At 33.6% G+C, this 23,523-nt stretch carries 24 protein-coding genes and 2 pseudogenes; 8 read left to right on the top strand and 18 right to left on the bottom strand.

All coding sequences use genetic code 11. The features are described from left to right. Nucleotides 1–87: 87 nt before the first annotated feature. From ABXQ82_RS11655 to yiaA, 3 genes are all read right to left on the bottom strand, one after another. On the bottom strand, nucleotides 88–837 hold the full coding sequence (locus ABXQ82_RS11655) for an alpha/beta hydrolase (protein ID WP_367059539.1): 750 nt from the start codon (nucleotides 835–837) through the stop codon (nucleotides 88–90). Nucleotides 838–871: 34 nt separating this feature from the next. After that, nucleotides 872–1,750, bottom strand: a complete 879-nt coding sequence (locus ABXQ82_RS11650) for an alpha/beta fold hydrolase (protein ID WP_367059536.1) — start codon at nucleotides 1,748–1,750, stop codon at nucleotides 872–874. Between the two features lie 164 nt (nucleotides 1,751–1,914). Then, nucleotides 1,915–2,397: an inner membrane protein YiaA gene (gene yiaA / locus ABXQ82_RS11645; protein ID WP_367059533.1), complete on the bottom strand. Its 483-nt coding sequence runs from the start codon at nucleotides 2,395–2,397 to the stop codon at nucleotides 1,915–1,917. 150 nt (nucleotides 2,398–2,547) lie between these two features. Between yiaA and ABXQ82_RS11640 the strand changes: the two genes are divergently transcribed. The 3 genes from ABXQ82_RS11640 to ABXQ82_RS11630 all read left to right on the top strand — a co-directional run bounded on the left by ABXQ82_RS11640 (nucleotide 2,548) and on the right by ABXQ82_RS11630 (nucleotide 6,059). Then, nucleotides 2,548–4,074: a hypothetical protein gene (locus tag ABXQ82_RS11640; protein WP_367059530.1), complete on the top strand. Its 1,527-nt coding sequence runs from the start codon at nucleotides 2,548–2,550 to the stop codon at nucleotides 4,072–4,074. Nucleotides 4,075–4,185: 111 nt separating this feature from the next. Next, nucleotides 4,186–5,409, top strand: coding sequence for a hypothetical protein (locus ABXQ82_RS11635; RefSeq protein ID WP_367059527.1), 1,224 nt, complete (start codon nucleotides 4,186–4,188; stop codon nucleotides 5,407–5,409). 203 nt (nucleotides 5,410–5,612) lie between these two features. After that, nucleotides 5,613–6,059, top strand: coding sequence for a DUF4890 domain-containing protein (locus ABXQ82_RS11630; RefSeq protein WP_367059524.1), 447 nt, complete (start codon nucleotides 5,613–5,615; stop codon nucleotides 6,057–6,059). Between the two features lie 84 nt (nucleotides 6,060–6,143). Here ABXQ82_RS11630 and hemL read toward each other — a convergent pair whose 3' ends face one another. The 4 genes from hemL to ABXQ82_RS11610 are packed head-to-tail and all read right to left on the bottom strand — an operon-like array spanning nucleotide 6,144 to nucleotide 9,488. Then, nucleotides 6,144–7,430, bottom strand: coding sequence for a glutamate-1-semialdehyde 2,1-aminomutase (gene hemL, locus ABXQ82_RS11625; protein ID WP_367059521.1), 1,287 nt, complete (start codon nucleotides 7,428–7,430; stop codon nucleotides 6,144–6,146). Between the two features lie 8 nt (nucleotides 7,431–7,438). Then, nucleotides 7,439–8,245: a glucosaminidase domain-containing protein gene (locus ABXQ82_RS11620; RefSeq protein ID WP_367059518.1), complete on the bottom strand. Its 807-nt coding sequence runs from the start codon at nucleotides 8,243–8,245 to the stop codon at nucleotides 7,439–7,441. Next, nucleotides 8,245–9,159: a pyridoxal-phosphate dependent enzyme gene (locus tag ABXQ82_RS11615; protein ID WP_367059631.1), complete on the bottom strand. Its 915-nt coding sequence runs from the start codon at nucleotides 9,157–9,159 to the stop codon at nucleotides 8,245–8,247. The genes ABXQ82_RS11620 and ABXQ82_RS11615 overlap by 1 nt, the downstream gene beginning before the upstream one ends. Next, a complete protein-coding gene (locus ABXQ82_RS11610) occupies nucleotides 9,159–9,488 on the bottom strand; it encodes a hypothetical protein (RefSeq protein WP_367059515.1) in 330 nt (109 codons plus the stop codon). Before ABXQ82_RS11610 ends, ABXQ82_RS11615 begins: the two co-directional genes overlap by 1 nt. A gap of 287 nt (nucleotides 9,489–9,775) precedes the next feature. On the opposite strand from ABXQ82_RS11610, the gene ABXQ82_RS11605 reads away from it, so the two are divergent. Further along, nucleotides 9,776–9,940, top strand: coding sequence for a DUF5522 domain-containing protein (locus ABXQ82_RS11605; protein WP_367059512.1), 165 nt, complete (start codon nucleotides 9,776–9,778; stop codon nucleotides 9,938–9,940). Nucleotides 9,941–10,043: 103 nt separating this feature from the next. Continuing rightward, on the top strand, nucleotides 10,044–10,616 hold the full coding sequence (locus ABXQ82_RS11600; protein WP_367059509.1) for a DUF4136 domain-containing protein: 573 nt from the start codon (nucleotides 10,044–10,046) through the stop codon (nucleotides 10,614–10,616). A gap of 37 nt (nucleotides 10,617–10,653) precedes the next feature. Here the strand turns inward: ABXQ82_RS11600 and ABXQ82_RS11595 are convergent, their stop codons facing one another. Continuing rightward, nucleotides 10,654–11,757 carry a bestrophin family ion channel gene (locus ABXQ82_RS11595; protein ID WP_367059506.1) on the bottom strand — a complete coding sequence of 368 codons (1,104 nt, stop codon included), beginning with the start codon at nucleotides 11,755–11,757 and terminating at the stop codon, nucleotides 10,654–10,656. Nucleotides 11,758–11,920: 163 nt separating this feature from the next. Here ABXQ82_RS11595 and ABXQ82_RS11590 point away from each other — a divergent pair, with 163 nt between their 5' ends. Further along, a complete protein-coding gene (locus ABXQ82_RS11590; RefSeq protein WP_367059503.1) occupies nucleotides 11,921–13,678 on the top strand; it encodes an aromatic amino acid hydroxylase in 1,758 nt (585 codons plus the stop codon). A gap of 52 nt (nucleotides 13,679–13,730) precedes the next feature. On the opposite strand, the gene ABXQ82_RS11585 is transcribed toward ABXQ82_RS11590, so the two are convergent. The 6 genes and pseudogenes from ABXQ82_RS11585 to ABXQ82_RS11560 form a co-directional block, all read right to left on the bottom strand. Beyond that, nucleotides 13,731–14,087, bottom strand: a complete 357-nt coding sequence (locus tag ABXQ82_RS11585; RefSeq protein WP_367059628.1) for a helix-turn-helix domain-containing protein — start codon at nucleotides 14,085–14,087, stop codon at nucleotides 13,731–13,733. Between the two features lies 1 nt (nucleotide 14,088). Continuing rightward, the gene (locus ABXQ82_RS11580) at nucleotides 14,089–14,382 is read right to left on the bottom strand and encodes a type II toxin-antitoxin system HigB family toxin (protein ID WP_367059500.1); all 294 of its coding nucleotides are present in this window, start codon (nucleotides 14,380–14,382) and stop codon (nucleotides 14,089–14,091) included. Between the two features lie 193 nt (nucleotides 14,383–14,575). Next, nucleotides 14,576–14,737 (bottom strand): annotated as a pseudogene (locus ABXQ82_RS11575) (enoyl-CoA hydratase/isomerase family protein); the annotation flags it as partial. A gap of 117 nt (nucleotides 14,738–14,854) precedes the next feature. Further along, a complete protein-coding gene (locus ABXQ82_RS11570) occupies nucleotides 14,855–15,226 on the bottom strand; it encodes a helix-turn-helix domain-containing protein (protein WP_367059497.1) in 372 nt (123 codons plus the stop codon). A gap of 10 nt (nucleotides 15,227–15,236) precedes the next feature. Continuing rightward, nucleotides 15,237–15,362, bottom strand: a pseudogene (locus ABXQ82_RS11565) (type II toxin-antitoxin system HigB family toxin); the annotation flags it as partial. Further along, the gene (locus ABXQ82_RS11560; RefSeq protein ID WP_367059494.1) at nucleotides 15,359–16,108 is read right to left on the bottom strand and encodes an enoyl-CoA hydratase/isomerase family protein; all 750 of its coding nucleotides are present in this window, start codon (nucleotides 16,106–16,108) and stop codon (nucleotides 15,359–15,361) included. The pseudogene ABXQ82_RS11565 and the gene ABXQ82_RS11560, both read right to left, overlap by 4 nt. Before the next feature lie 108 nt (nucleotides 16,109–16,216). Between ABXQ82_RS11560 and ABXQ82_RS11555 the strand changes: the two genes are divergently transcribed. Next, nucleotides 16,217–16,525 (top strand): rhodanese-like domain-containing protein, encoded by a 309-nt coding sequence (locus ABXQ82_RS11555; protein WP_367059492.1) that lies wholly within the window; start codon nucleotides 16,217–16,219, stop codon nucleotides 16,523–16,525. On the opposite strand, the gene ABXQ82_RS11550 is transcribed toward ABXQ82_RS11555, so the two are convergent. Further along, entirely contained in the window at nucleotides 16,515–16,916 is a 402-nt protein-coding gene (locus tag ABXQ82_RS11550; protein ID WP_367059625.1) for a DUF4230 domain-containing protein, read from the bottom strand. The two genes, ABXQ82_RS11555 and ABXQ82_RS11550, sit on opposite strands and share 11 nt — an antisense overlap. Nucleotides 16,917–17,105: 189 nt before the next feature. On the opposite strand from ABXQ82_RS11550, the gene ABXQ82_RS11545 reads away from it, so the two are divergent. Then, nucleotides 17,106–19,334 (top strand): choice-of-anchor D domain-containing protein, encoded by a 2,229-nt coding sequence (locus ABXQ82_RS11545; protein ID WP_367059489.1) that lies wholly within the window; start codon nucleotides 17,106–17,108, stop codon nucleotides 19,332–19,334. A gap of 610 nt (nucleotides 19,335–19,944) precedes the next feature. On the opposite strand, the gene ABXQ82_RS11540 is transcribed toward ABXQ82_RS11545, so the two are convergent. From ABXQ82_RS11540 to ABXQ82_RS11530, 3 genes are all read right to left on the bottom strand, one after another. Continuing rightward, the gene (locus ABXQ82_RS11540) at nucleotides 19,945–20,559 is read right to left on the bottom strand and encodes a DUF4230 domain-containing protein (protein WP_367059486.1); all 615 of its coding nucleotides are present in this window, start codon (nucleotides 20,557–20,559) and stop codon (nucleotides 19,945–19,947) included. Between the two features lie 385 nt (nucleotides 20,560–20,944). Continuing rightward, nucleotides 20,945–21,595, bottom strand: a complete 651-nt coding sequence (locus ABXQ82_RS11535; protein WP_367059483.1) for a response regulator transcription factor — start codon at nucleotides 21,593–21,595, stop codon at nucleotides 20,945–20,947. Nucleotides 21,596–21,662: 67 nt separating this feature from the next. After that, nucleotides 21,663–23,513 carry a 7TM diverse intracellular signaling domain-containing protein gene (locus ABXQ82_RS11530; RefSeq protein WP_367059480.1) on the bottom strand — a complete coding sequence of 617 codons (1,851 nt, stop codon included), beginning with the start codon at nucleotides 23,511–23,513 and terminating at the stop codon, nucleotides 21,663–21,665. Between the last annotated feature and the right edge of the window lie 10 nt (nucleotides 23,514–23,523).

Genomic DNA, 23,523 nt, shown 5'->3' with positions numbered 1-23,523 from the left:
ATCATTACATCAATTTAGAAATGTTTAACAGCGCGAACTATTTTTTTATAGTTTCTTTAAGAGATGATGCCCCAGTATGTTAATTTTTTAAGAGAAAAGCTTATCGAGTTGGGTGTGGTAGTCTTCAAAATTAATTAAATCGTTATGGTTGCCTCCTTTAATAGTTATAAAAGTTGTGCTTGGTTTTGGAGCTACTTCGTATAGTTTTTTTGCTGAATTATAAGGTACCACCAAATCGTTTGTCCCATGAAAAATTGTAATTGGACAATCCACTTTTTCAATAAACTGATAAGTAGGAAACTTATATTTCAATAACTGTGCTACTGGTAATATTGGAAATCGAGATTTACCAACATCTGAAATACTGTGATAGGGTGTTTCTAAAATAAGTTGTTCTGGATTGTTTTTAGACGCTACATAGGTTGCAATTCCTGTCCCAAGAGAACGTCCGTATATTATGATGTCGTTTTCATCATAATGCTTTTTTAAATAATTATAAAACAGTTGCGCATCACTATAAAATACAGCTTCACTTAATTTCCCTGTACTTTTACCATAAGTGCGGTAATCCATAACCAAAACGTCATATTGCTTTTCAACAAAAAACTCGGCTACAGTTCCCCAGCGCGACAAATCGCCTGCATTGCCGTGAAAATATAAAATGACACCTTTCGGGTTTTCAACTTTAAAATGAATGGCGCTTAGCTTTGCACCATCATCTGTTTCAAAATTTAATTCTTCAAAATTATGGTTGAATTGAAACTCATAATTCTGTTCTAAAACCGTTGGAAAAAACAACAGTTTTTCTTGCATAAAATATAATGCGGCTGTAATCATAACATAAAGGCTTATTAAAACGAGACCTAACTTTTTAAGTCTTCGCTTTATCGGGTTTTGAACTGTGTTTAACATGTATGCTGGTAGTGGATAAATCTATATCCTGGGGTTTACTGTTTATTATCTCATGAATCATTTTATGATAGGATTCAAAGGTATTTAAGTTTTTATGTCCGCCACCAATAACGGTATGTAATTTGGTGAGTTTCGGATTTACTTTTGATAATTTCACACTTGTTTTATAAGGAATCAGCTTATCATTTGTACCATGGATAATATGAATGGGACATTGCACATATTTTAGCCATTTATAAGTTGGCAACGGATATTTTATCAAAATTGACAATGGCATAAAGGGCGCATAACGTTTGGTTACTTTTGTTAAACTATAGTATGGCGCATCCAAAATCAATAGTTTTGGTTGGTTCATAGAAGCCAGTTTTGATGCAAAACCAGAACCTAGCGAACGCCCGTATAATATAATTCTATCTTCGGTAGTATGCTCCTTAATTTTATTGTACACTACCTGTAAATCGCGCTTTATGGCTTTTTGTGAACGCTTGCCCGTGCTTTTTCCAAAGCCTCGATAATCTACCATCAATACGTTGTAATTATGGCGCGTAAAATCTACCGCAAATTTCCCCCAGCCTTTAATACTCTTTGAATTTCCTTTGAGATATAATACAATCCCTTTTGATGGTCCCTTAGGTTTAAAAAGCAATCCGTTAATAACGGCCCCATCTCTGGTTTCTAAATTATGCTCTTCTATATTTTGGTTTTCATAGTGGAACTCAAAATCTTTATGGAGCTTTTCTGGCTTAAACAACATATAATCTTGTAAATAATACAATGCAATACTAGTTGTTACGTAAATAACAAGTGCAATTATCAGGATGTATAACCAATATGGCATTTTAAAAGTAGTTTGAATACTAAAATACGATAAATACTGAAACTTAATTCCAATAGATACTTTACAAAAATTTAAAACCCCGCAACCAATATAGTCACGAGGTTTTGGGTTACTAACCAACCATCAAAACAACCCTTTTTTTTTGTTTTGATTTAATTTTAAGCCTATTTATCTTCTTCTACATTTCTATCTATATACTGCACATCCCTAGTGTTTTTCTGTACCGCAATAGCCGAAAATAAACTGAGCAGAAAAGACATGCCATAAAACCCTTTTTCGCTTAATAACAAATCTGCATTCCAAAGTCCGATAACCAACAATACAATTGATGCTAATGTCGTAAACCAACTGATACTATAATAAATATCGGTTACTGGAATATCCTCCATTTTATCCCGTACCGCTTTTTGAACGGAGATTACTGAAAAGAGCCCAAAGAGCAAAATTGTAAAATAATAGCCTTTTTCGTTTAATAGCATATCGGCATTCCATAAACCAATACAATAAGACGTCATCCCTATTAATAAGGCAGACCAAGAAGCTCCAATAAATGCAGCTGTTGGTTTTTGGTCGTAAACTTTAACTTCTTTCTTGGTATCGGTTTTTTTTATTTTGTCATCTACCGAAACTGTTGTTTGATAATTCATAATTTTTGTTTTAATGATTATGAGGCAAAACTCCGAAACTTTTAGTGTTGCCAAAACACAACTTTTAACTAAAACTGACGATATATTTTATACCATTAATTCTATTATTACTATTTTTATTGGATTATTAAATATTTTAATGACGATTAAATGAATGATTTAAACAGTATCGTTTCTGCGTTTTCAAAAGAAGAACAGCAGCGTTTTATTACATATCTAGAAAAAAAGAACAAACGCTCGGATACTAAAAACACGCAATTATTCAAACTTTTAAAAGATGGTAATTTAAATTCGGAAGACATTTGTTTTAAGCTTTACGGAAGCCCTAACAAAGCAGCATACCATGCGTTAAGAAAGCGGTTGTTTCAATCCATTATCAGTTTTTCTGCCAATTCTAGTTTAGAAGATGAAAATTCCATTCACATGGAAATTATAAAATACATTTTAGCAGCCCGAAATTATTTACAACAGAAACATTACAAAACCGCCTATAAAATTTTAAATAAAGCTGAAGGAATTGCTCTGGAGCATCATTTATTTGCGCTACTTAATGAAATTTATCACACTCAAATCCAGTTTGCGCATGCATGCCCTTCAATTGATTTAGATGAACTCATTTCTAAATTCAACAGTAATAAAGAAAAACATCAATTAGAAGCGCATTTAAATATTGCGTATTCCAAAATAAAACACAGATTAGCACATGATGACACATCCGATTTTCAGACGATTCTAAAAAATACACTTGAGGAATTCAATTTGGACATCATTGATAAATTATCATTTAAAGCCTTATATCAGCTCATAAGTATTGTTAGTGTTTCCGCTTTTGCGACTAATGGTTATCTTAAAATTGAATCGTTTTTAATCAGTTCTTATACCTCTATTGCATCCTATAAAGACAGGGAAAAACAACCTTTTTATCATATTCAAATTTTATATCTCATTGCGAACACATTATTCAGAAATAAAAAATTTGACGATTCCCAGTTCTATTTAAAGTTGATGAACGAACAGATGTTACAACAAAAAGGCAAGTATCAAAATACATTCCAATTAAAATATCATTTATTGCTCAGTTTAAATTACAATTTCACGAATAAACAGGATACAGCTATCTCATTAATTCGGCCTTTCTTAAAAACAAAACATCCCGATATTGAATCGCTTTTAGACCTTCATCTAAGTTTAGTCATGTTTTATTTTCAAAAGGAAGATTTTAAAAGCGCACATCACATCCTTTCAAAGTTTTATCATAGTGATAATTGGTACACCGAAAAAGCAGGCGTAGAATGGGTTATAAAAAAGAATTTGATAGAATTATTATTACACATAGAATTAGGGAATATTGACTTGGTAGCATCTAAACTTTTGAGTTTTAAAAGAAATCATTACAACTATCTGAAATCCATTGACCAACATCGAGTTATCACCTTTTTAGAGCTTGTAAACGTTTATTATAAGAATCCGGAAAACGTCGGTTTAATTGAATTTCAAACTTTAGTGGAAACATCATTTGATTGGATTGAACCACAGCAGGAAGATATATTCGTAATGAGTTTTTATGCATGGTTAAAAAGCAAAATGCATAAGGAATCCATATATTTTACGACTATGGAACTTATAAAAAGCACAAGAACACATGAAAAAAATAATTTAAATATTTCAAAAAAATGATAGTCAACACCATAATTGTAAATAAAAATCAGACCTACAAGGTTTTCAAAACCTCGCAGGTCTCATAAAAATGACACAGCTCCAAAATTAAAAATAGCATATATTTGCTCCATGCCCAGAAAAACCCTTTTTCTTCTTACCTGCTTATGCTTCAGCATTTTTTTAAATGCACAGGAAAAAGACAGTATTCCTTTTAAAAACGGCATAGACAGACCCAGTATTTTAGCGACCCACCATTTTGGGGTTTTTAGCTCTAGAATTAATCAGAATTTTAAATTAGCACCTCCTAAGCACAAAACCTTTTCTGTAAATTATACTAGCGGAAACAATTTCCATCCATTTGTTGAGTCCTATTTCCCCAAAGACCCCATAGTCAGGGAAGAATTGAGCAAGGTGATCTGGTACGCCAGAAATTATACGTTTATTGACCAAGAAACAACACCTGCCGATTATATGAACATTGTTATTGACGCAGTGATTAAAGAATTTCGTATTAATTATAATATCCCAATTAATAAAGAGCATGAACTTGGTTTTACAATCAGGTCTTATACTATCTCAAGGGGAAAATATCCGTTTTCTTTTTTCACCAGCGATGAAAGTATTGAGTATTTCCACACCAATGTCGCTGGTGGCGAAGACCCATATGGCAGACGGTATTATGGGCTTAATCAAGTTAATTTTAAATATACCGACAGAAACGGAAGAACTCTGGAACTGGATGAAAATGATTTTTTTATCGGAGGTTTTGAGTTCAACCATTTCTATTATCCTTCATTTTTAAAAAATGAAGACAGACATATTTACGCGAATTTTGGAAGTCATCTAGGGATAAACACTTCCAAATTTAATAAGTCACTCGATTATGGCGTATCCTTAAACGCCGTGAAGCGCATGATCCTAAAAAATAAAAATGAATTTAATGTCGGTCTTGGCACAAGTATTCTTCATAAAAACTTTATTGCTTCCAAAAATAATATTGACTTAGGAAACAATCCGTATTTGGGAACTTTTGAAGCAAATTTAGAATTTACGAAATATACCAAAAAAGGGAATTACCATGCTTTTAGCGTAAATTATCATCTGCAAACGCGTTACAACAAAAAAGAAGAAGCAGATTATTTTAAGCTCTTAGGCAAGTGGCGTGAAATAAATGGCGGTTGGCAAAATGGTGTCGCAACATTATCTGCAACTTTAACAGATTGGAATTTTATTTATACTTACGGAAGACCTAACTACAAAATATCGCTGTTCTTTAAAGAGGATTTAGTGGTAAATAATGCTCCAGATTTCCAGACAGGAATTAATCTTGAGGTTCCTGTTTTTAAAAAATAAATCCCAGTAGAAATGAAACAGCTACGTATCAGTTTCCATTCGCCTGCCTGCCAGGCCGGAGGGGATTAAGAGGCGGGTTATTCAATTATTTTACAGCACTATCCATATTACCCATTTGTTAATTTCCCGTTAAAAACATAAACGGTTTTAAACCATTCTTTTTTTTGCCTGTCCTAGCATAAAGAAACTTAAAATTTAAAACCATGAAAAAAATATTAATGATTGCGTTGGCAATTTGCGCCATTCAAATTACATCGGCCCAAGCGAACAACAGAGGTCAAAAGGCTATGGATTTAGCTCCTGAGGAAATGGCAACCTTACAGACCAAGAAAATGACCTTGCTTTTAGATTTAAACCAGTCTCAACAAGACGACATCTATAAGATAAATTTAGAGAACGCCAAATTGAGAAAAGCTCACATGGCAGAAAGAAAAGCCAAAAGAGAGCATGCAGAAGCTACAAAACCTTCTAAAGAACAACGTTTAGAAATGGCCAATAAAATGCTGGACCACAAAATTGCCATGAAAGCAAAGATGAAAAACATATTAAATGATGAACAATATGCCAAATGGGAAAAAGCCCAAGCCAAAAGACATGCTAAAATGAAAGGTAAAGCCAAGAAAAAGCATGCCGGCAAAAGAGATAAATAGATTGAGTTTTATTTAGTTTAGTGATTTTTATTTAGTTGAAAAGCATCTCTTGTGATTAGAGATGCTTTTTTTTATTGAACTCATTTACATCGTTTTAGCAAACTTATGTACCGCATTTATGGTAAAATCCAAATCCTCATAAGATAATGCATCTGTGATGAACCAAGTTTCAAAAGCACTTGGCGCAATATAAACGCCATTGCTTAACATACTATGAAAAAAAGTTTTAAACGTCCCGTTATTTCCTTTGGCTGCGGTTGCAAAATCAATCACTTCGCCTTCATCAAAATGAACGGATATCATGGAGCCTACACGGTTAATGGTATGAACCACTTCATTTTCAATTAAAACTTTAGAAATGCCCTTATGTAAATATGCTGTTTTCTCAGCTAAACGCTTAAATACTTTTACATCGTTGTTTAATTCTGTCAACATCGCTAAACCAGCTGCCATAGCCAACGGATTCCCACTTAAAGTCCCTGCTTGATAAACTGGCCCTAAAGGTGCTAAATGGTTCATAATTTCGTTTCTCGCAGCAAAAGCACCAACTGGCAAACCGCCACCAATTACTTTTCCAAAACAAACAATATCGGCATTGATACCGTACAATTCTTGAGCACCGCCTTTTGCCAATCTAAAGCCAGTCATTACCTCATCAAAAACAAGCAATATCCCATTAGCATCACACAAGTTTCGCAATGCTTTTAAAAAACCTTCTTTTGGAGGAATGCAGCCCATATTACCCGCAACAGGCTCTATAATGATACATGCAATTTCATTTTTATTAGCTTCTATAAGTTGCTTAACATTTTCAATATCATTATAATTTGCCAACAAGGTATCTTTTGCAGTTCCCTTAGTAACACCAGGACTATTGGGCGTTCCAAAGGTACTTGCACCACTTCCTGCTTGAATTAAAAACGAATCTGAATGGCCGTGATAGCACCCTGCAAATTTTATAATCTTGTCTTTTCCTGTAAAACCACGTGCTAAACGAACGGCACTCATACAGGCTTCCGTTCCAGAATTCACAAAACGGATTTTATCAATATTTGGCACCATCGCAACTGCCAATTCAGCAATTTGAGTTTCAATTTCCGTAGGCATTCCAAAAGAGGTTCCTTTTTGTGCTTTTTCAATAACGGCATTTACAACCGGCTCATGAGCATGCCCTAAAATCATTGGCCCCCAAGAGTTGATATAATCAATCAACCGATTGCCGTCTTCATCATATAAATAAGCGCCTTTTGCTTCTTTTACAAAAATTGGAGTACCTCCAACACCTTTAAATGCTCTAACTGGTGAGTTTACACCTCCTGGAATTACTCTTTCCGCATCTGCAAACAATGCGCTACTTCGTTTATAAATCATCCTAAAATTTATTCAGTTTTTATTTTAAGTATTTGTCCGATGGAAATGTTAGTGCCATCTATATCATTTTGAGCCTGTAATTCTTCAACACTAACATTGTGCAATCTAGATATGGAGTACAACGTGTCTCCTTTTGCAACTATATGAGTGACTTCATCTTCAGAAAAATTTCTAGCAGACGAATTCACGCCCAAAACCTCATCATCATATCTATACAACTGATAACGCTCAATTAAGGAAATTAATTTTTGCGGATATTTCCTGTCGGTTGCATATCCAGCGGCTCTTAATCCTCTAGCCCACCCTTTATAATTACTGATTTTTAAATCGAATAAACCAGCATAACGCTTTCTTGAGGTTAAGAATAATGAATGGTCTCTAAACGAGTATTTGGCGTTATTATATTTTCTGAAACACTCCCCTTTTGCATCATCATCGTGATAAATTTTTGCTCCTGTCCATGTATGGCATTTTATCCCGAAGTGATTATTAGCTTCAACCGAAAGTCTTCCCTTTCCAGAAGAAGATTCCAAAATACCCTGCGCCAAAGTAATACTAGCAGGAATATTATATAACGTCATTTCCTTTTGGGCAACTGTTTTGTATGTATTTATATAGTTTTGGGTGGTACTTAAGCTGGTGTTTATTGGTACAGCAACAACTTCTTTAACCTCATCTTTATCTTCTATAGGATCATTTTTTTTGACTACCTGAGTAGGTTTATTTCGTTTATTCTTTTTTGTGACTACATTCTTTTTAGAACCACAACTAAAAACGAAAACACTTATAAATAATAAAATCAGAATTCTTTTCATTAAACTTTAATTAAAGGTAATTTTTTCTTTTTCAACACGCTATTCATTCCGTCAATTCCCTGTAAACCTCCAGTATGAATTGCCAGTATTTTTGATCCTTTTGGAAAAAAATCTTTTTCAATCAAATCGAAAATTCCAAATAGCATTTTCCCGGTATAAACTGGGTCTAGTTGTATTTTATTTTCCAATTTAAACTGATTTATAAAATTGATTAATTCGGCGTCAATTTTAGCATAGCCTCCAAAATGATAATCGGTTATCAAGTCCCAATTGGTTTTGTTGACAAATTTACTAATATCTTGATGTAAAAACGAACCTTTTAAGGCTGGAAATCCTAAAACTTGTTGACTAGGTTTTGAACAATTTATAAGTCCAGAAATAGTGCCACCTGTGCCAACGGGACAACATATAAAATCGAAACTGGCATCCTTTTGAGTTAGTATTTCCTCGCAACCTTTAACAGCCAAGGTATTTGTACCGCCTTCGGGAATTACATAAAAATCGCTGTATTCCTCCTTTAAAGTTTTTAAGAAATGTTCAGTATTTTTACTGCGATAATCCTCACGAGACACAAACTTAAATTGCATACCGTTTTGTCTGGAAAATTTTAAAGTAGGGTTGGTTTCAATTTTATCATGCAATTCCTCCCCCCTAATAATTCCAATAGTTTTAAAACCAAGAATATGTCCTGCGGAAGCTACCGCTGCTATATGGTTTGAAAACGCACCACCAAAAGTTAGCAATGTTTTAAAGCCCTGTTTATCTGCCTCTTTAAGATTGTATTTCAATTTTCGATATTTATTTCCAGACACAAAAGCATGCAACTCGTCTTCACGTTTTAGGTATAATTCCATGTCCTTTTCCTTCGGAAGTACAATTTGTATATTTCTGGTATTTTCAAACTCAAAATTCATCATATGCGAAGATACTTTAAAAAGCTCCAAAAGGGTTTATTGTTGAGATACTTCAAATCAGATTCCTTATGATAAGCCTCACGTTCAAAAGAAATATTTCTATAAGCATTTTGCCATGTTTTATATTGAATCAGTCGTACCAAAAACTCAATAAGATACCAGAGATAAAAAGGGATTACCAATAATTCCAACTGCTGTTTTAAATGAATTTTTTCATGATTAACCAAGGTCTTGCTCAATTTCAATTCTTGCTTTCTTAAAAAGATAAACGGGAAAATTGAAATGCCGGCATAGCCTTTTGGCACTAGATATTTTGAAATGAGAATCATAATTTTAAAAATTCAATAACCCAGGGAAAACTCATATTTTTATTAAAATAAGTTAAGCCACTAATTCACGAATAAAACTAAAAACAGATCTAAAGTTAATTATCACGAATAAAAAATCCATAGATTTTTTAAATATTTGTGTAGATTATTTTTTTGCTAATCTATGATAAACAAAATCGTGATCCCGATAGCTATCGGGACGTGGCATTTTTTGGAAAACCTTACTTAAAACAATTCAAAAACCAAACCACAAATTAATTCTTTAAAATTAAATATCTTTGTATGAGATGAAAAAGAGCATCCCCATTGAAGAAGGTGACTATTACCTGACACCCGAAGGTTACCGCTGTTTTACAGAACAATACCATTTAAAACGAGGTTATTGTTGTGAAAGCGGATGCAGACATTGTCCGTATGGATACAACAAAAGCACCAATTCCATAAAGCGCTAATATATAAGGATGTGGTACGATTATTGATACTTTTATAGTTATTGAATTAAAGAAAAGAAATTTTAATACTCCACTTTATTGTTAAAAATAAAATATTGCAGCTATGAAAAAATTATTTAAAACACTACCCTTTATCGCGCTACTGATTGTAGCAACATCTTGTTCCTCAGTTAAAGTATCTACCGATTATGACAGAAAAGCTGATTTTAACTCTTATAAAACCTTTGCGTTTTTTAAAACGGGCATTGATAAAGCTGAAATTAGCGACCTTGACAAACGCCGTATTTTACGAGCTATTGAAGCTGAACTTTTAGCAAAGGGCTTTACAAAATCTGAAGACCCAGATTTACTGATAAGTATTTTTACAAAATCTAACCAACGTGTAGATGTTTACAATAATGCTTGGGGCATGGGTGCTTGGGGCTGGGGCGGTTGGGGCCCTTATGGAGGTTTTGGTCCTGGTTGGGGCTGGGGTTGGGGGTGGAACCAACCTGCTGTTTCTACAAGTACTCAAGGTGTATTGTTTGTGGACTTAATCAATGCCAAGAAAAAGGAATTGATTTGGCAAGGTATGGGCACAGGGTTCTTGAGTAGAAATATGGAGAAAAAAGAAGAACGCATTAAGAAATTTGTTTCTAAAATAATGGAACAATATCCTCCGGATGCTGAAAAATAAAACTAAATAAAAACGACTCAATTGAGTCGTTTTTATTTTACATCACAATATCATTTTTCCAAACATAAGACTCGGGAATATTGGTATCATCTATGAGTTGTCTGATATCAATTTCTATCCCTCTACTCATATCTGTAATAGGGATATCATTTGGCCCGCCCTCAAACGGATTTTCGGTATTTTCCCCAATCGCCTCCATGGTATGGAACACCCAAGAAATCAAGGCACTAAATGGTATGGAAAACCACACAAAATGTTTCGCAATAAACTCTTGAATCAAATGCCCAATTGAGGTATGTGATTCGTGGTTCGCCAAATCTTCTAAGATATGACTTCCAATACTATCAAATCCTTCCATGATTCCAAACGGTAAAAGAATGATAAAAATCCATACAAAAAGATAGTTTAAAGTTGCGAATTGCCTGGGATAAGGAAAGTTTTTAATACGCTCACTCTTACCCTGCAACGTATAAAACTCAACAAGCATATTTGTCATTTCCATATGTCGGAAATCTTCAATTAAACCGTCATTCATTAATGTTTTTAATCTCCGGGATTGAATCCCCAAGATTTGAGAGGGCTTGTTCCCTTTTGCAAATATTTCTGTAAAATCAGCATCAGACAGATAGTGTTTTATTTCACTTTCCAATGTTGTTTCATCTTCGCAAACCCTAAAGTAATTTTCTCTAAATTCTCTATTAGATTTTTTCGCTTTTAAATGCATTTCCCATGGCTTTTCTTCCCTCATTTGATAGCGTAATGCGGTTAACCAAGCCACATGCCTATGTACCAGTTCTCTTTTTATGCCTTGCAACTCAGCGTCAGTTCTTTTTTGTTTAGCATGGGTATTATCAATAAAGTCCTTTACCATAATAGTCCAAGATCGGGATGCATTAACGATGCCTCCCCAAATTTTTCTGGCTTCCCACAGCCTATCGTAAGATGCATTGTTTTTAAACCCTATAATGAATGCCACCGCAGTACCTAAAACACCCAAGGGTAACCATGGGACATGCAACCATTTTAAACCAACAACATCAAATAAAAATACAGGAATTAACGCTAGAAAAAGAAACAGGAATATATGGCGTCTCGTCCATTTAATAACTCCCATAACGGGAAATATACGTCTTGTGTACATAAATTTTAGATTGGTTTTTTAGAACACTAAATATAGGCAAATCTTTAATGCTCTTTAGAACCCACCATATTTCATTGCCCAACTAATGAAAGAAACGTTAAATACTTATCGTTTTAATGAATTATTCGTATTTTTAAATAAGTTATACACGTAAAATTTAAAGATGTCGCATTCATTTGAATCAAACGAAATACTGCAAAAGTTACCGAAGCACTTAAAGCAGTTTATAAAACCTCAAAATTATGAGGCCTATTCTGCAATAGACCAAGCTGTATGGCGCTATGTGATGCGTAAAAATGTGGACTTTTTAAGGAAAGTAGCACATAAATCTTATCTGGAAGGCTTAAAAAAAACGGGGATTTCCATAGAAAGCATTCCCAATATGTACGGCATGAACCGCATTTTAAAAGATATTGGTTGGGCTGCCGTTGCTGTAGATGGGTTTATTCCTCCCAATGCTTTTATGGAATTTCAAGCTTACAATGTTCTTGTTATTGCAAGTGATATTAGGCAATTGGAACATATTGAATACACTCCTGCTCCGGATATTATTCACGAAGGCGCAGGACATGCACCTATTATTGCAAACCCTGAATATGCGGAATATTTAAGACGTTTTGGGGAAATTGGCTGTAAAGCCATTTCATCGGCTAAAGATTATGAACTGTATGAAGCTGTCCGCTATTTATCCATCGTCAAAGAAGCTCCCAATTCCGATGAAGATGCTATCGCTTCCGCGGAAAAAAAAGTTGAAGATTTGCAGCAGAATATGGGCGAACCTAGCGAAATGGCATTGATAAGAAATCTGCATTGGTGGACTGTGGAATATGGATTAATAGGGACCGTTGAAAACCCTAAGATTTATGGCGCGGGCCTTTTATCGTCTATAGGAGAAAGTGCCTGGTGTATGACTGATAAGGTTAAAAAATTGCCATACAACATAAACGCAGCTTACAAAGATTTTGATATTACCAAACCACAACCCCAACTTTATGTCACACCAGATTTTGCACATTTAAGTTTGATTTTGGAGGAATTTGCCAATACCATGGCGTTACGAAAAGGGGGGCTTTCTGGCGTTGATAAGCTAATAATTTCCAACGCATTAGGAACTATTGAATTGAGTACTGGACTCCAAATTTCTGGCATTTTTAATACTGTTACCGAATATGAAGGCAAACCTATTTATATTCAAACTAAGGGAGCAACAGCTTTAGCTTACAGAGAAAAAGAACTGGTTGGTCATGGTAAAAACACCCATTCTAAAGGTTTTGGGTCGCCCATTGGGAAACTAAAAGGTATCAATATAGCCATTGAAGATATGAGTCCGCGGGATTTAGCGGCTTATGATATTTATGAGGAAAAAAATGTGACGCTAGAATTTGAAGGCGGTATAAAAGTTTCAGGTGAAATTATTACAGGGAAACGCAATCTTCAGGGAAAAATAATATTGATCAGTTTTAAAAATTGCACGGTAACCCATAAAGACGACCTACTTTTTAAACCAGAATGGGGCACTTATGATATGGCGGTAGGAAAAGATATTGTTTCGGCTTTTTCAGGACCAGCCGATTTAAACAGTTTTGACTTGATGACCCATGTGCCATCGACACAAACTATTCACATTAAAAAATCAAAAAAACGTTTAGAACTTGAAACCCTTTATCAGCAGGTAAGGGATTATAGGGAAGGTGAAAATAGAACCATTTCCAGAACCAAAGTTTTAGAGCAGCTTATTGAAAACCATCCTAATGATTGGTTATTACCTGTGGAACTCTATGAATTGGCACGCTTAGGAAATGAAACTGAGCTTTCTGAAAAGATATTGCAACATTTGGAAACTGTCAAACGAAATAAACCCGAGTTTGGGCATTTAATTGATGATGGGTTGGGGATTGTTGGGACAAGGCAAATTAGTTGAAGTTGATTTTGTTTTAGTTGTTATATATGCATGTTGGCAACTGGCTTTTTCTCTAATATTCTTGAACTAATACTTCTATAGGAATATTTAAACTAGCACTTAATTTCCTAATCATATTTAATGTCAGTTTACGTTTTTTATTAAGTATTTCGCTTACTCTACTAGTAAAACCAACAACTTCTGCCAAATCTTTTTGTTTCATTCCCATCTGTTCCATTCTGAATTTAATTGCCTCAATTGGGTCCGGAATTCCTATTGGATAATGTGCATCTTCGTATTTCTCAATTAGGATAGAGAGTACCTCCGCTTCATCTCCATCGGGTGTGTCAATTTCTGCGTGAAAAATAACTTCCAATCTTTCTAAAGCTTGATTGTAATCTTGTTCTGTTTTAATTGCTTTAATCTCCATATCAAATATTGTTTGCGTCAATTTTATCATAATTGTTGTGAGTTCCAATGAATCTTATAAAAACCCACTTTCTTGGGAAGTTAATTTCGACGATTAATCGATATTTATTTCCACAAATATTGAATACAACTCGACTGTTTTTTAAAATACTTGCAGATTTATATTGCGATTTGATTTCATGAGGACTATTCCAATCTGCTTTTGTAGCTTCTCGATACCAAACCATTAATTGTTGTTCGCTATCTGGATTTAATTCCCAAAATTCTCGTAAAGTTCTTTTTGCAATTACTCTCAAAAATATTCTAATTACTACAAAGATAATAAAAAATTACCAAATTGGTAACAATTTTACCTGCATGTTGCCAAAGTTCAGTACCAACTATAAAGAAGCGATATCCTTTCGGGTTAGCCACAAGCCAAAGCGTTTGAATTTTGTTTTTATCTTATTTTTCTAAAAGCCAAATCAAAAAGATATGGTGGCTTTATAACTACCTAAACCGTTTAAGCGTCTTTTTAGTAAACTTACTCAAAACCAATTTTCCGCTAATCTCAGCACGTTCAGCTAAAAGATTATCCCAATCCTCAGTTCCTTCCCAAAACACTTTTTTCATTTCAAAGAGTGCATCAGGATTATAACTTGCTAATTTTTCGGCTGAGGATTTTTCGGCAATGAGCTAAATTTATAAATTCGGCAATTTCTCAAAAGTACTCTAACCCTTTATTTAACAACAACACGCACTATGTTTCATATGCACTATTACCTTTTTTTATTTCGGTTCAAGTTGGTAGTTATTAACCAAAACTGAAGCTGAAATCTGAAGTAATTTTTCCAATTCCCGTATCATTTCAACGGTCAGTCTCTTTTTTCTATTCAAGATTTCTGAGACCCGACTTTTTCCACCAATTATTCCTACTAAATCTTTTTGTTTCATATTCAATTCCTCCATTCGAATTTTTATGGCCTCAATAGGATCAGGTGCTTCGATCGGATAATGTTCGTTTTCATAATTCTCAATGAGTAATGATAGTATTTCTGCTTCGTCCCCTTCTTTTGTGTCCATCTGTGCATCAAAAATAACTTCCAAACGCTCAAGTGCATTTCGATAATCATTTTCCGTCTTAATAGGCTTTAATTTCATTGTATTAATTTTAAATTGTTTCTGCATTTATTTTATCATATTCAGCATGTGTGCCTATAAAACGAATAAATGCCCATTGTTTTTCATAATTGAATTTTACAATTAGTCGATAAGAATTTCCCTTTATATTGATTACCTAAACCGCTTAAGCATCTTTCTAGTAAACTCACTCAACACCAATTTTCCGCTAATTTCAGCTCGTTCTGTTAGTAAATCATCCCAATCCTCAGTTCCTTCCCAAAACACTTTTTTCATTTCAAAGAGTGCATCAGGATTATAACTAGCTAATTTTTCGGCTAAGGATTTTACAGCAAGATCTAATGCTTCAACTGTATCAAAAATATCAGCATACAACCCTTTATCTCTGGCAAATTCCGAAGTAAAAAAAGTTTCTGCATCAATGGTCATTTGAGTCATGGCTGTTTTTCCAATTTTACGAAATACTGCCGGCTCAATCACAAACGGGCCAATACCAATACTTAATTCACTTAACCGAATGGAAGCGTATTTTGTAGCCAAACAATAATCGGTTGCCGCGGCAATACCAACACCGCCACCTACTGTTTTTCCTTGAACGCGTCCAATAATTAATTTAGGGCATTTTCGCATGGCGTTAATCAAATTGGCAAACCCTGAAAAAAACTGTTTACCCGTTTCAGCATCCTCAATAGCGATTAATTCATTAAAGCTTGCACCTGCACAAAAGGTTCTGTCGCCACCACTTTTTAAAACAATTACTCTTACTCCATCATTGTTACCCGCATCGCTAATAGTTTGTTCTAATTGAGATAAAACTTCACTTGGCATGGCATTCTTATTGGGATGAAAAAACTCAATAAATCCAACATTATTTTTTATTGTAAGGGTTACGTAAGGTTGCATAAAACTATAAATTATAAACGATGAATATACATAAAAATTTGTGCAATAGAATAGATAACACTTTCATAAGTTATTGAAATAATGATTAATTTTAAAGAAAAATAGTTCATGGGGTTTTTAAGTCGTTTTTTCAAAAGTAAACCTGAAAACATCAAGGCGTTTTTAAAACGTGATGCCGTAATTCTTGATGTGAGAACCGACCTTGAATGGAACGAAGGACATTTACCGAATGCGATTCATATTCCGCTAAGTGACTTAAAAGATAAAATAGAAGGCATTAAAAAACTGAACAAACCTGTTATTGCTCATTGCAAAAGTGGCGTAAGGTCTGCAAGAGCCACTAAGCTTTTGAAGTTCTATAAAATTGATGCTATAAATGGCGGAGGTATTGGAGATGTACAGAAACTTATAGTTTAATGTTCTGTAAAGCTTCTTGATTTTCTATTGGGGTTTCATTATATAGCAACGTCCAACCCAAAGAATTTGTGAGGATATAAAATTTAGCCAATTCGCTCATCAATCTGTTTTTTGCATTCGATTTTAAATCTGAAACCTCTATTTTTTTGGTTAACGATTGTTTTACGGTATTTTTTATATCGTTATAATCCTTGGCTTCAAAGGGGTTTAAATAATCGGCTTGCACATCATAGTATTCCAAATCGGGATTTATTCTTACCTCTTCTTCTGGAATGTTTGTTATGGTTAGCGTTTTATTTGCTTCATCTATGTTGTATTCAATTTTACTTAAATCGTAGGCAATGGTTACTTCGGCATTTACAACGACTAAAGCTTTCTTTTCTACGGAAATTAAATCGCCAAAAACATCTTAAAAAAATTTAAATCGCATTCTATTGGCTACGTACTGCTTTTTTTGCAAGAAAAATTTATACTTTATTAAGATACGTTCCTGTTTTTTAATTAAAAATACCCTGAGGTGGGTATTTTTTTAATTAATGAAATCGTTTAACTTGCCAAAGTATTTACCAAACCATGTGTTATGAAGAAGTTTTTATCCATTCTTGTCATTTTTTGTTTGACATTTTCTTGTATTCCTGATACTGCTAAGAATGACGAGCCTGAACCATCTAATAATAGTCTTGAAAATTTATTAATTTTTGAAACAGAAGACGCTCAATTTCCCTATGTTTTTGTGCATAAGAACAGAGAGCGTTTATTTTTACGTGATTTAGATGAAAACGGCAATTATGATGGTGTTTTCTACAAAAATGGTACTTATGAGGAGTACATTTTACTTGATGAGCTAACTGGATTGCCTAAATCAAAAAAGAATAATGAGGGACTTTCGGTTCTATACAATTATAAGGAGGACAATAAAATAGTTGACCTAGCCATAACACTAAATGGAGAAACTTCTTTTGTTACTAATCTTGACATGTCATCTACTATTGGTTTAATCGCTAATAAAAATGGAGCATTAAAAAAGACAGATAAGGAAAAAATACGCGATGCCGCTTCTGCCATAGAACAGGTAGCAGACGTAATTAGTTGTATAGAAGGTTTGACAATTTGGGGGGTTGGCTCTATAGGATCGGTTGGTGTAGGCACTATACCATTGGGGTGGCTTGCCACGTTCAAATGCACTCCCGTGGTCTTGGAAATAACTCAGGGCATACTTGAGGCAAGAGATACTGAAATAGGAAAAGCAATTGCAAACGACTTGGATAAAGTAAATGGATTTATCGATGTCTTAACATGCCGAACAGGTTTAATTGGTTGTACTGCTTTCGTAGTGGCGGAGGCTACAGAATTACAGTTAAAACTGGAAGAGTTACAACGAAAAGCCGAAGAATTACAAAAAGAATTAGAAGAAATACAAAAACGTTCTGCGGAAGTAGTAATTCTTGACAACTTAAACTTTGGGGAAGTAGAACTTGATGAAACTAAAACACAAACTTTACAAATTTTTAATAGAGGTGACGAACCTGTTACTATTACCAATTTAGAGATTAATAATAATATTGAACAATTTAAAGTAAATACCGCTTTTCCCTTTACTTTGAGTCCTACAGGAAGTGATGGGTTTAGTGCTGAAATAAGTGTCTCATTTGCGCCTAAAACTTCATCTGGTAATTTTAACACTTTCATAAAAATTTCGAATGACAAATATGAACCCTTTGATGTCAAGTCGATTACGGCTAGTGCAATTAATGAAGATGGAGCTAAAATTAAATTAAATGGAACTTTAAACTATAACGGGATAACCGTTAATCAGCCACATTCTGAATTCTTTGACATTCAAAACCCAAATCTTAATGACATACTGAACATTCAATCCATAGAATTTAATTTTGGTGATTTGCCTTCGGATAAGTTCTCTGTAAACGGATGGAAAAGTGGTGATATTTTACCTGGAAAAAAACAGGAAATTGAAGTTGTTTTTGAACCGAGTGATGTTATTGAATACAATGGTTTTGTTGTGGTTAACAATAACTTGGATGATGTCAATAATAAAATCCCTATTTATGGAAAGGGTAAGAAATTGGAAATCCGTTTGGCAGGGGATTTAGATTTCGGACAGGTATCTGTTGGACAAAGTAAAACCCTGTCTTTGGATATTGAGAACCCTAACCTAAATGATGACATCATAGTAAATAATATAGTCTTACCCCAAGGTTATGTAGCAGATTGGACATCTGGAACAATAAGACCTTCTATGCGGCAGCCTGTTAGCATTACTTTTTCTCCAGAACAGGCCACTGAATATTCTGGTGTTTTGGAGGTGCTTAATAATATAGATGAGACAAACAATAAATTAACCATTACCGGAAGGGGCGTTACAAATCAAAACATACTTGACGGTAATTGGATTGCCACATGGGAATTAACCACATGCGAACCTACAGCAACAAGTAATGATACTAGTTGTTTAAACCATCAAAACACGAGACCTTACGTATTTATACCTACTCCAAATGGTTCTTGTCAAGAATTACTTTGCGGAATAATGGATTTTAATAATATAAGAAATGGAAATTCAGATGGTGAAGTAATTAACAAATGGGAGTATGATGGCACTAATGTCACTGTAGATATAAGAAGTAATAGTAATGGGTTTTTCTTTTTGACCAGAACTTTTAAATATTCGGGTGTTTTAGACCAGAATACCAATACCATTATTGGTCAATATGAGTCTGAATATACAGGTGGCGGTACTGCAGGGTGGAAAAATAAGGCCACAGGTACTTTAACACTAAAAAAAGAATAAAATTCAAAACAATCTAAATCTGTTTTAATGAAAAGGTTTTTTCTGTTTCTTTGTTTAATGCCTTCGTATATATTTCCCCAGGGCGAAACAAATAATTGGTATTTTAGGTAATGTTGCAGGAATTCAATAGTTTTTTCATTTCCAGTAAATGTACAAAATAGGTTATTTAATTCGAACAACGACTTCTCAGTAACTTTTGAACTGAATGCTATTGATCGGATTAAAGCAGATGCTATTGTTATAGAAAAATTTAAAACTCCAAAAAGCTGATCTTCGCTATCAACACTCATATATTCTGAAGTAAAAATCAATCGCAAAGAATTCCTTATCTGGTAATTTCGGCTTACGTATTTGGTGTAAATAATCCATTTTAGAATTTAATGATTTTAAAACGTTGAGTATTTTATCATAATTTGCTTGAAAGTTGTAGATATAAATTATAGTGTGTTTACTAAAATTTACTCCATTTTTGCAGTTTGCACAACTTTTTCTAAATGCTCAACGGGTATAAACCTATTATTCTACATAGCAAATGCAAGAGCCACAAAGCTTTTGAAGTTCTATAAAATTGATGCTATAAATGGCGGAGGTATTGGAGATGTACAGAAACTTATAGTTTAATGTTCTGTAAAGCTTCTTGATTTTCTATTGGGGTTTCATTATATAACAACGTCCAACCCAAAGAATTTGTGAGGATATAAAATTTAGCCAATTCGCTCATCAATCTGTTTTTTGCATTCGATTTTAAATCTGAAACCTCTATTTTTTTTGTTAACGATTGTTTTACGGTATTTTTTATGTCGTTATAATCCTTGGCTTCAAAGGGGTTTAAATAATCGGCTTGCACATCATAGTATTCCAAATCGGGATTTATTCTTACCTCTTCTTCTGGAATGTTTGTTATGGTTAGCGTTTTATTTGCTTCATCTATGGTGTATTCAATTTTACTTAAATCGTAGGCAATGGTTACTTCGGCATTTACGACAACTAAAGCTTTCTTTTCTACGGAAATTAAATCGCCAAAAACATCTTTTGAATTTTTATAGGTGAACACTTCGCTAAAATGACCTTCGGTAACAATGAGTTTCCCAACATTGTTGATTTGTTCTTGAATTAAAGTTGAACTTTCTTTTAGAAATACCTTTTCGTCTTTTTTATCATCACAATATTTAAAAGTGAAAAGAACGATCAACGTGATAATGACACCAAATAAAATTTTTCGCATAGGTTTAATAAAATAATATTTTAAAGGTAGTAATTTTATTGAATGGGAACTGTTTTTTAAGAACAGATTAAGGGCTAAATCATACTTTATGAAAATGCCATGAAGCTGCCTGCTGGCAAGGCAGGTACACTAATTTTTTCTTTAATTTAGATTTTCATAAAAAGAATCTGCACTAATTTTTAAAAAATCTATAGATTTTTTTATTAGTGATAATTATTTTCACGTCTTCTTTTTAGTTTTATTCGTGCTTTCGTGGCAAAAACAAAAAAAACATTAGTTTCCTCCGACATATGAAGTCTAACCAATGCATTTGAGTCATTAAATTGTACACGACAAATTTAGGATGATATTCAAAGCAATATATTACCCCAAGATTAAAGAAACTTTAAATTAAGTTGTTCCTTTTGGCTTTTTGAACCGCTTCTAATTTATTATGAACTTGCAGTTTTTTATAGATGTTCTCAATATGTTTTCTGATGGTTCCTGTGGATAAAATTAAATTATCGGCAATGGCATTATAACTCAACCCTTTGCTTAAATGTTCTAAAACTTCGGTTTCTCGGTTGGTCAATGTTATGTCTTCTTTGTCTTTTTGACTTTGTATTTGGATAGGGTTACGCAACAGTTTTAGCGTTTTCATGGCGATGGAAGGATTCATTGCTGCCCCACCGTTTAAGGTTTCAACAATCCCGTCATGCAAATCTTTTGGGTTCACTTCTTTTAACAAATAACCATCGGCTCCTGCTTTTATGGCGTTGAATATATTTTCGTCGTTATCAAAAACAGTAAGCATGATAATTTTAATGTGAGGGTATTTTTGTTTGACAATTTCGGTAGTTTCAATACCGTTTAAAACTGGCATTTCAATATCCATTAAAATAAGATCAAGATTATGATTGTCCTGAAGTTTCTCCAATAAATCGGAACCATTCATTGCAGAAAACTTCACATTTAAATCCTCAAAAAAAGACAATTTCTCCTTTACTGCCGTAATTAAAAAGGAATTATCGTCTGCTATCGCTATTTTAATATTCATATCTTTTTTAAATCTACGTAAAAATCATCATTTTGTTTCTCTAATTCAATACGCAACCTATCGTATTTTATAGTAGTGATGACAGTTTTACGCTTGTTCCTTTATGTAATTCACTTTCAATTTCTAAAACTGCCCCAATATCCTTGGCACGTTTTTTCATATTATTCAATCCATTTCCGCTTTCAATGGTTTGTAAATCGAAACCTTTACCATCATCTTTTATTTCAACAAAAATTCCTGAATCATTCTCTGAAATACTTACTAAAACGTTGTTTGCTTCGGCATATTTAAACGCATTGTTTACAGCTTCTTGGATGATGCGATAAATGTTCATTCCTTTTAAAGAACTAAACTCAATAGCATTAGAAATAGAATCATCAACGTTAAACGTAAAAACCATACCTTCTGAATGTGCATTTGCTTTTTCAACAAAATTTGAAATTCTTACCTGTAAATCTTCTAAAGATATTTTACTCTTGTTCATGGCCCAAATGGTGTCCCGAAGCTCATAAATAGTATCCTTGGTAAATGTGCTGATGCTTTGTAATTTATGGGTCAGTTTTTCATTGGTGATTTTAAAACCATAGGGTAAATTTTCTATTGAAGAAATAATAAAGGTTAACTGCGCTCCAATATTATCATGTAAATCGCGGGATATTTTTAAGCGTTGTTCGTATAGTTTTTTCTGATAGGCGATGTTCTCTTGCATTAATAAATAATAACGGTGTGACATTGCAATGGTCAATACAAAAATCTCGAAAAAGATAACGAACTCCCACTCTAAAGGACTGTAGCCTGATGTTAATTTTAACGCTGTCAATATATAATGAACCACGACAAACATTAAAGGAAAATAGGCGATTACGAAATAATATGCCATTATTTCCTTTTTAAAACACAGTTTGATTGCGATGGTGTAAAAACCAACTGTAACCAGCAATAGCAGTATTTTAGCCGAATAATACGAAAGCGTATAAAACCACTCAAAGCGTCTTAAAAACAGGGCTAGGACAAAAAACGCCAAAATAATTAAGGCAGCGCGTTCTATGATGAAAAACAACTTTGGATAATAGGTTTTAAGTGAAAAGAAATACTTTAAGTACTGGATCACAAAAAAAGTTTGTAATAGCGTAAACATCTCCAAAAAATTATTGCCTAGAAACAAGTATTTTTCAAAATAAAGTGGCGACACAAAATAGCGCAACCCTAATAGATTTAAAAAAATAACTCCCACAAAACCAGCGTAATAAAGATACAACCGTTGCCTTGAGAAAAAGAACATTGCAATTGATATTATAATTACCAAAACTGTAAAACCCGCAAAGAACACCAAGTAGGTAGATCTTATTTGAATGTCTTTTTTTCGTTGTTGATATCCTGTCTTGCTCCATATTTTATTCATGGCCCTAAAAGCACCATCGTTAACTACGGCATGGATATAAAAGCTTAGGGTATCGTTTTTAGGAATATTTATTGGATAGGTATAAGCGTATTTATTGGCTAAATAGGAAGGTGTGTTATGAGATTCAAAATGCAACCCTTTTTTGGAAAAAGCTTTAATTATCTTTTTATCTTTCACAATGTAAAACTGCAGAGAATCGATGTAGGTTTGGTTAAATTCAAAAATAAAATCGCTTTCATTAGAAGTATTCAACACGTTAATTTTTATCCAATTGTAGGAGTTGAAAATACCAGAATTCAAAAAGGTTTTTTCTTGAAATTTAAATAGCGTATCATTTTCTAAAAGGTCATGAATATCAAGCGCACGCTTATCATTGCTATAGGTGAAATGCTTTGAAACTGTAAATTCATTAAAATTGTTTTGGAGTATGTTGACATCTGAAGTATTCTGTGCTAGAACACCACATAAAGCATTCAAACAAAAAAATAAAGAAATGATGTTTTTAAAATGAACCATATATTGCAAC

It is taken from the genome of Algibacter sp. 2305UL17-15, from assembly GCF_040720935.1.
Classification (GTDB): Bacteria; Bacteroidota; Bacteroidia; order Flavobacteriales; family Flavobacteriaceae; genus Jejuia.
This window is presented reverse-complemented; position numbering and strand designations above follow the sequence as displayed.

Coding starts and splice junctions, on each gene's coding strand:
- ABXQ82_RS11655 (WP_367059539.1), bottom strand. CDS start 837: ATGATTACAGCCGCATTATATTTTATGCAAGAAAAACTGTTGTTTTTT.
- ABXQ82_RS11650 (WP_367059536.1), bottom strand. CDS start 1,750: ATGCCATATTGGTTATACATCCTGATAATTGCACTTGTTATTTACGTA.
- yiaA (WP_367059533.1), bottom strand. CDS start 2,397: ATGAATTATCAAACAACAGTTTCGGTAGATGACAAAATAAAAAAAACC.
- ABXQ82_RS11640 (WP_367059530.1), top strand. CDS start 2,548: ATGAATGATTTAAACAGTATCGTTTCTGCGTTTTCAAAAGAAGAACAG.
- ABXQ82_RS11635 (WP_367059527.1), top strand. CDS start 4,186: ATGCCCAGAAAAACCCTTTTTCTTCTTACCTGCTTATGCTTCAGCATT.
- ABXQ82_RS11630 (WP_367059524.1), top strand. CDS start 5,613: ATGAAAAAAATATTAATGATTGCGTTGGCAATTTGCGCCATTCAAATT.
- hemL (WP_367059521.1), bottom strand. CDS start 7,430: ATGATTTATAAACGAAGTAGCGCATTGTTTGCAGATGCGGAAAGAGTA.
- ABXQ82_RS11620 (WP_367059518.1), bottom strand. CDS start 8,245: ATGAAAAGAATTCTGATTTTATTATTTATAAGTGTTTTCGTTTTTAGT.
- ABXQ82_RS11615 (WP_367059631.1), bottom strand. CDS start 9,159: ATGAATTTTGAGTTTGAAAATACCAGAAATATACAAATTGTACTTCCG.
- ABXQ82_RS11610 (WP_367059515.1), bottom strand. CDS start 9,488: ATGATTCTCATTTCAAAATATCTAGTGCCAAAAGGCTATGCCGGCATT.
- ABXQ82_RS11605 (WP_367059512.1), top strand. CDS start 9,776: ATGAAAAAGAGCATCCCCATTGAAGAAGGTGACTATTACCTGACACCC.
- ABXQ82_RS11600 (WP_367059509.1), top strand. CDS start 10,044: ATGAAAAAATTATTTAAAACACTACCCTTTATCGCGCTACTGATTGTA.
- ABXQ82_RS11595 (WP_367059506.1), bottom strand. CDS start 11,757: ATGTACACAAGACGTATATTTCCCGTTATGGGAGTTATTAAATGGACG.
- ABXQ82_RS11590 (WP_367059503.1), top strand. CDS start 11,921: ATGTCGCATTCATTTGAATCAAACGAAATACTGCAAAAGTTACCGAAG.
- ABXQ82_RS11585 (WP_367059628.1), bottom strand. CDS start 14,087: ATGGAGATTAAAGCAATTAAAACAGAACAAGATTACAATCAAGCTTTA.
- ABXQ82_RS11570 (WP_367059497.1), bottom strand. CDS start 15,226: ATGAAATTAAAGCCTATTAAGACGGAAAATGATTATCGAAATGCACTT.
- ABXQ82_RS11560 (WP_367059494.1), bottom strand. CDS start 16,108: ATGCAACCTTACGTAACCCTTACAATAAAAAATAATGTTGGATTTATT.
- ABXQ82_RS11555 (WP_367059492.1), top strand. CDS start 16,217: ATGGGGTTTTTAAGTCGTTTTTTCAAAAGTAAACCTGAAAACATCAAG.
- ABXQ82_RS11545 (WP_367059489.1), top strand. CDS start 17,106: ATGAAGAAGTTTTTATCCATTCTTGTCATTTTTTGTTTGACATTTTCT.
- ABXQ82_RS11540 (WP_367059486.1), bottom strand. CDS start 20,559: ATGCGAAAAATTTTATTTGGTGTCATTATCACGTTGATCGTTCTTTTC.
- ABXQ82_RS11535 (WP_367059483.1), bottom strand. CDS start 21,595: ATGAATATTAAAATAGCGATAGCAGACGATAATTCCTTTTTAATTACG.
- ABXQ82_RS11530 (WP_367059480.1), bottom strand. CDS start 23,513: ATGGTTCATTTTAAAAACATCATTTCTTTATTTTTTTGTTTGAATGCT.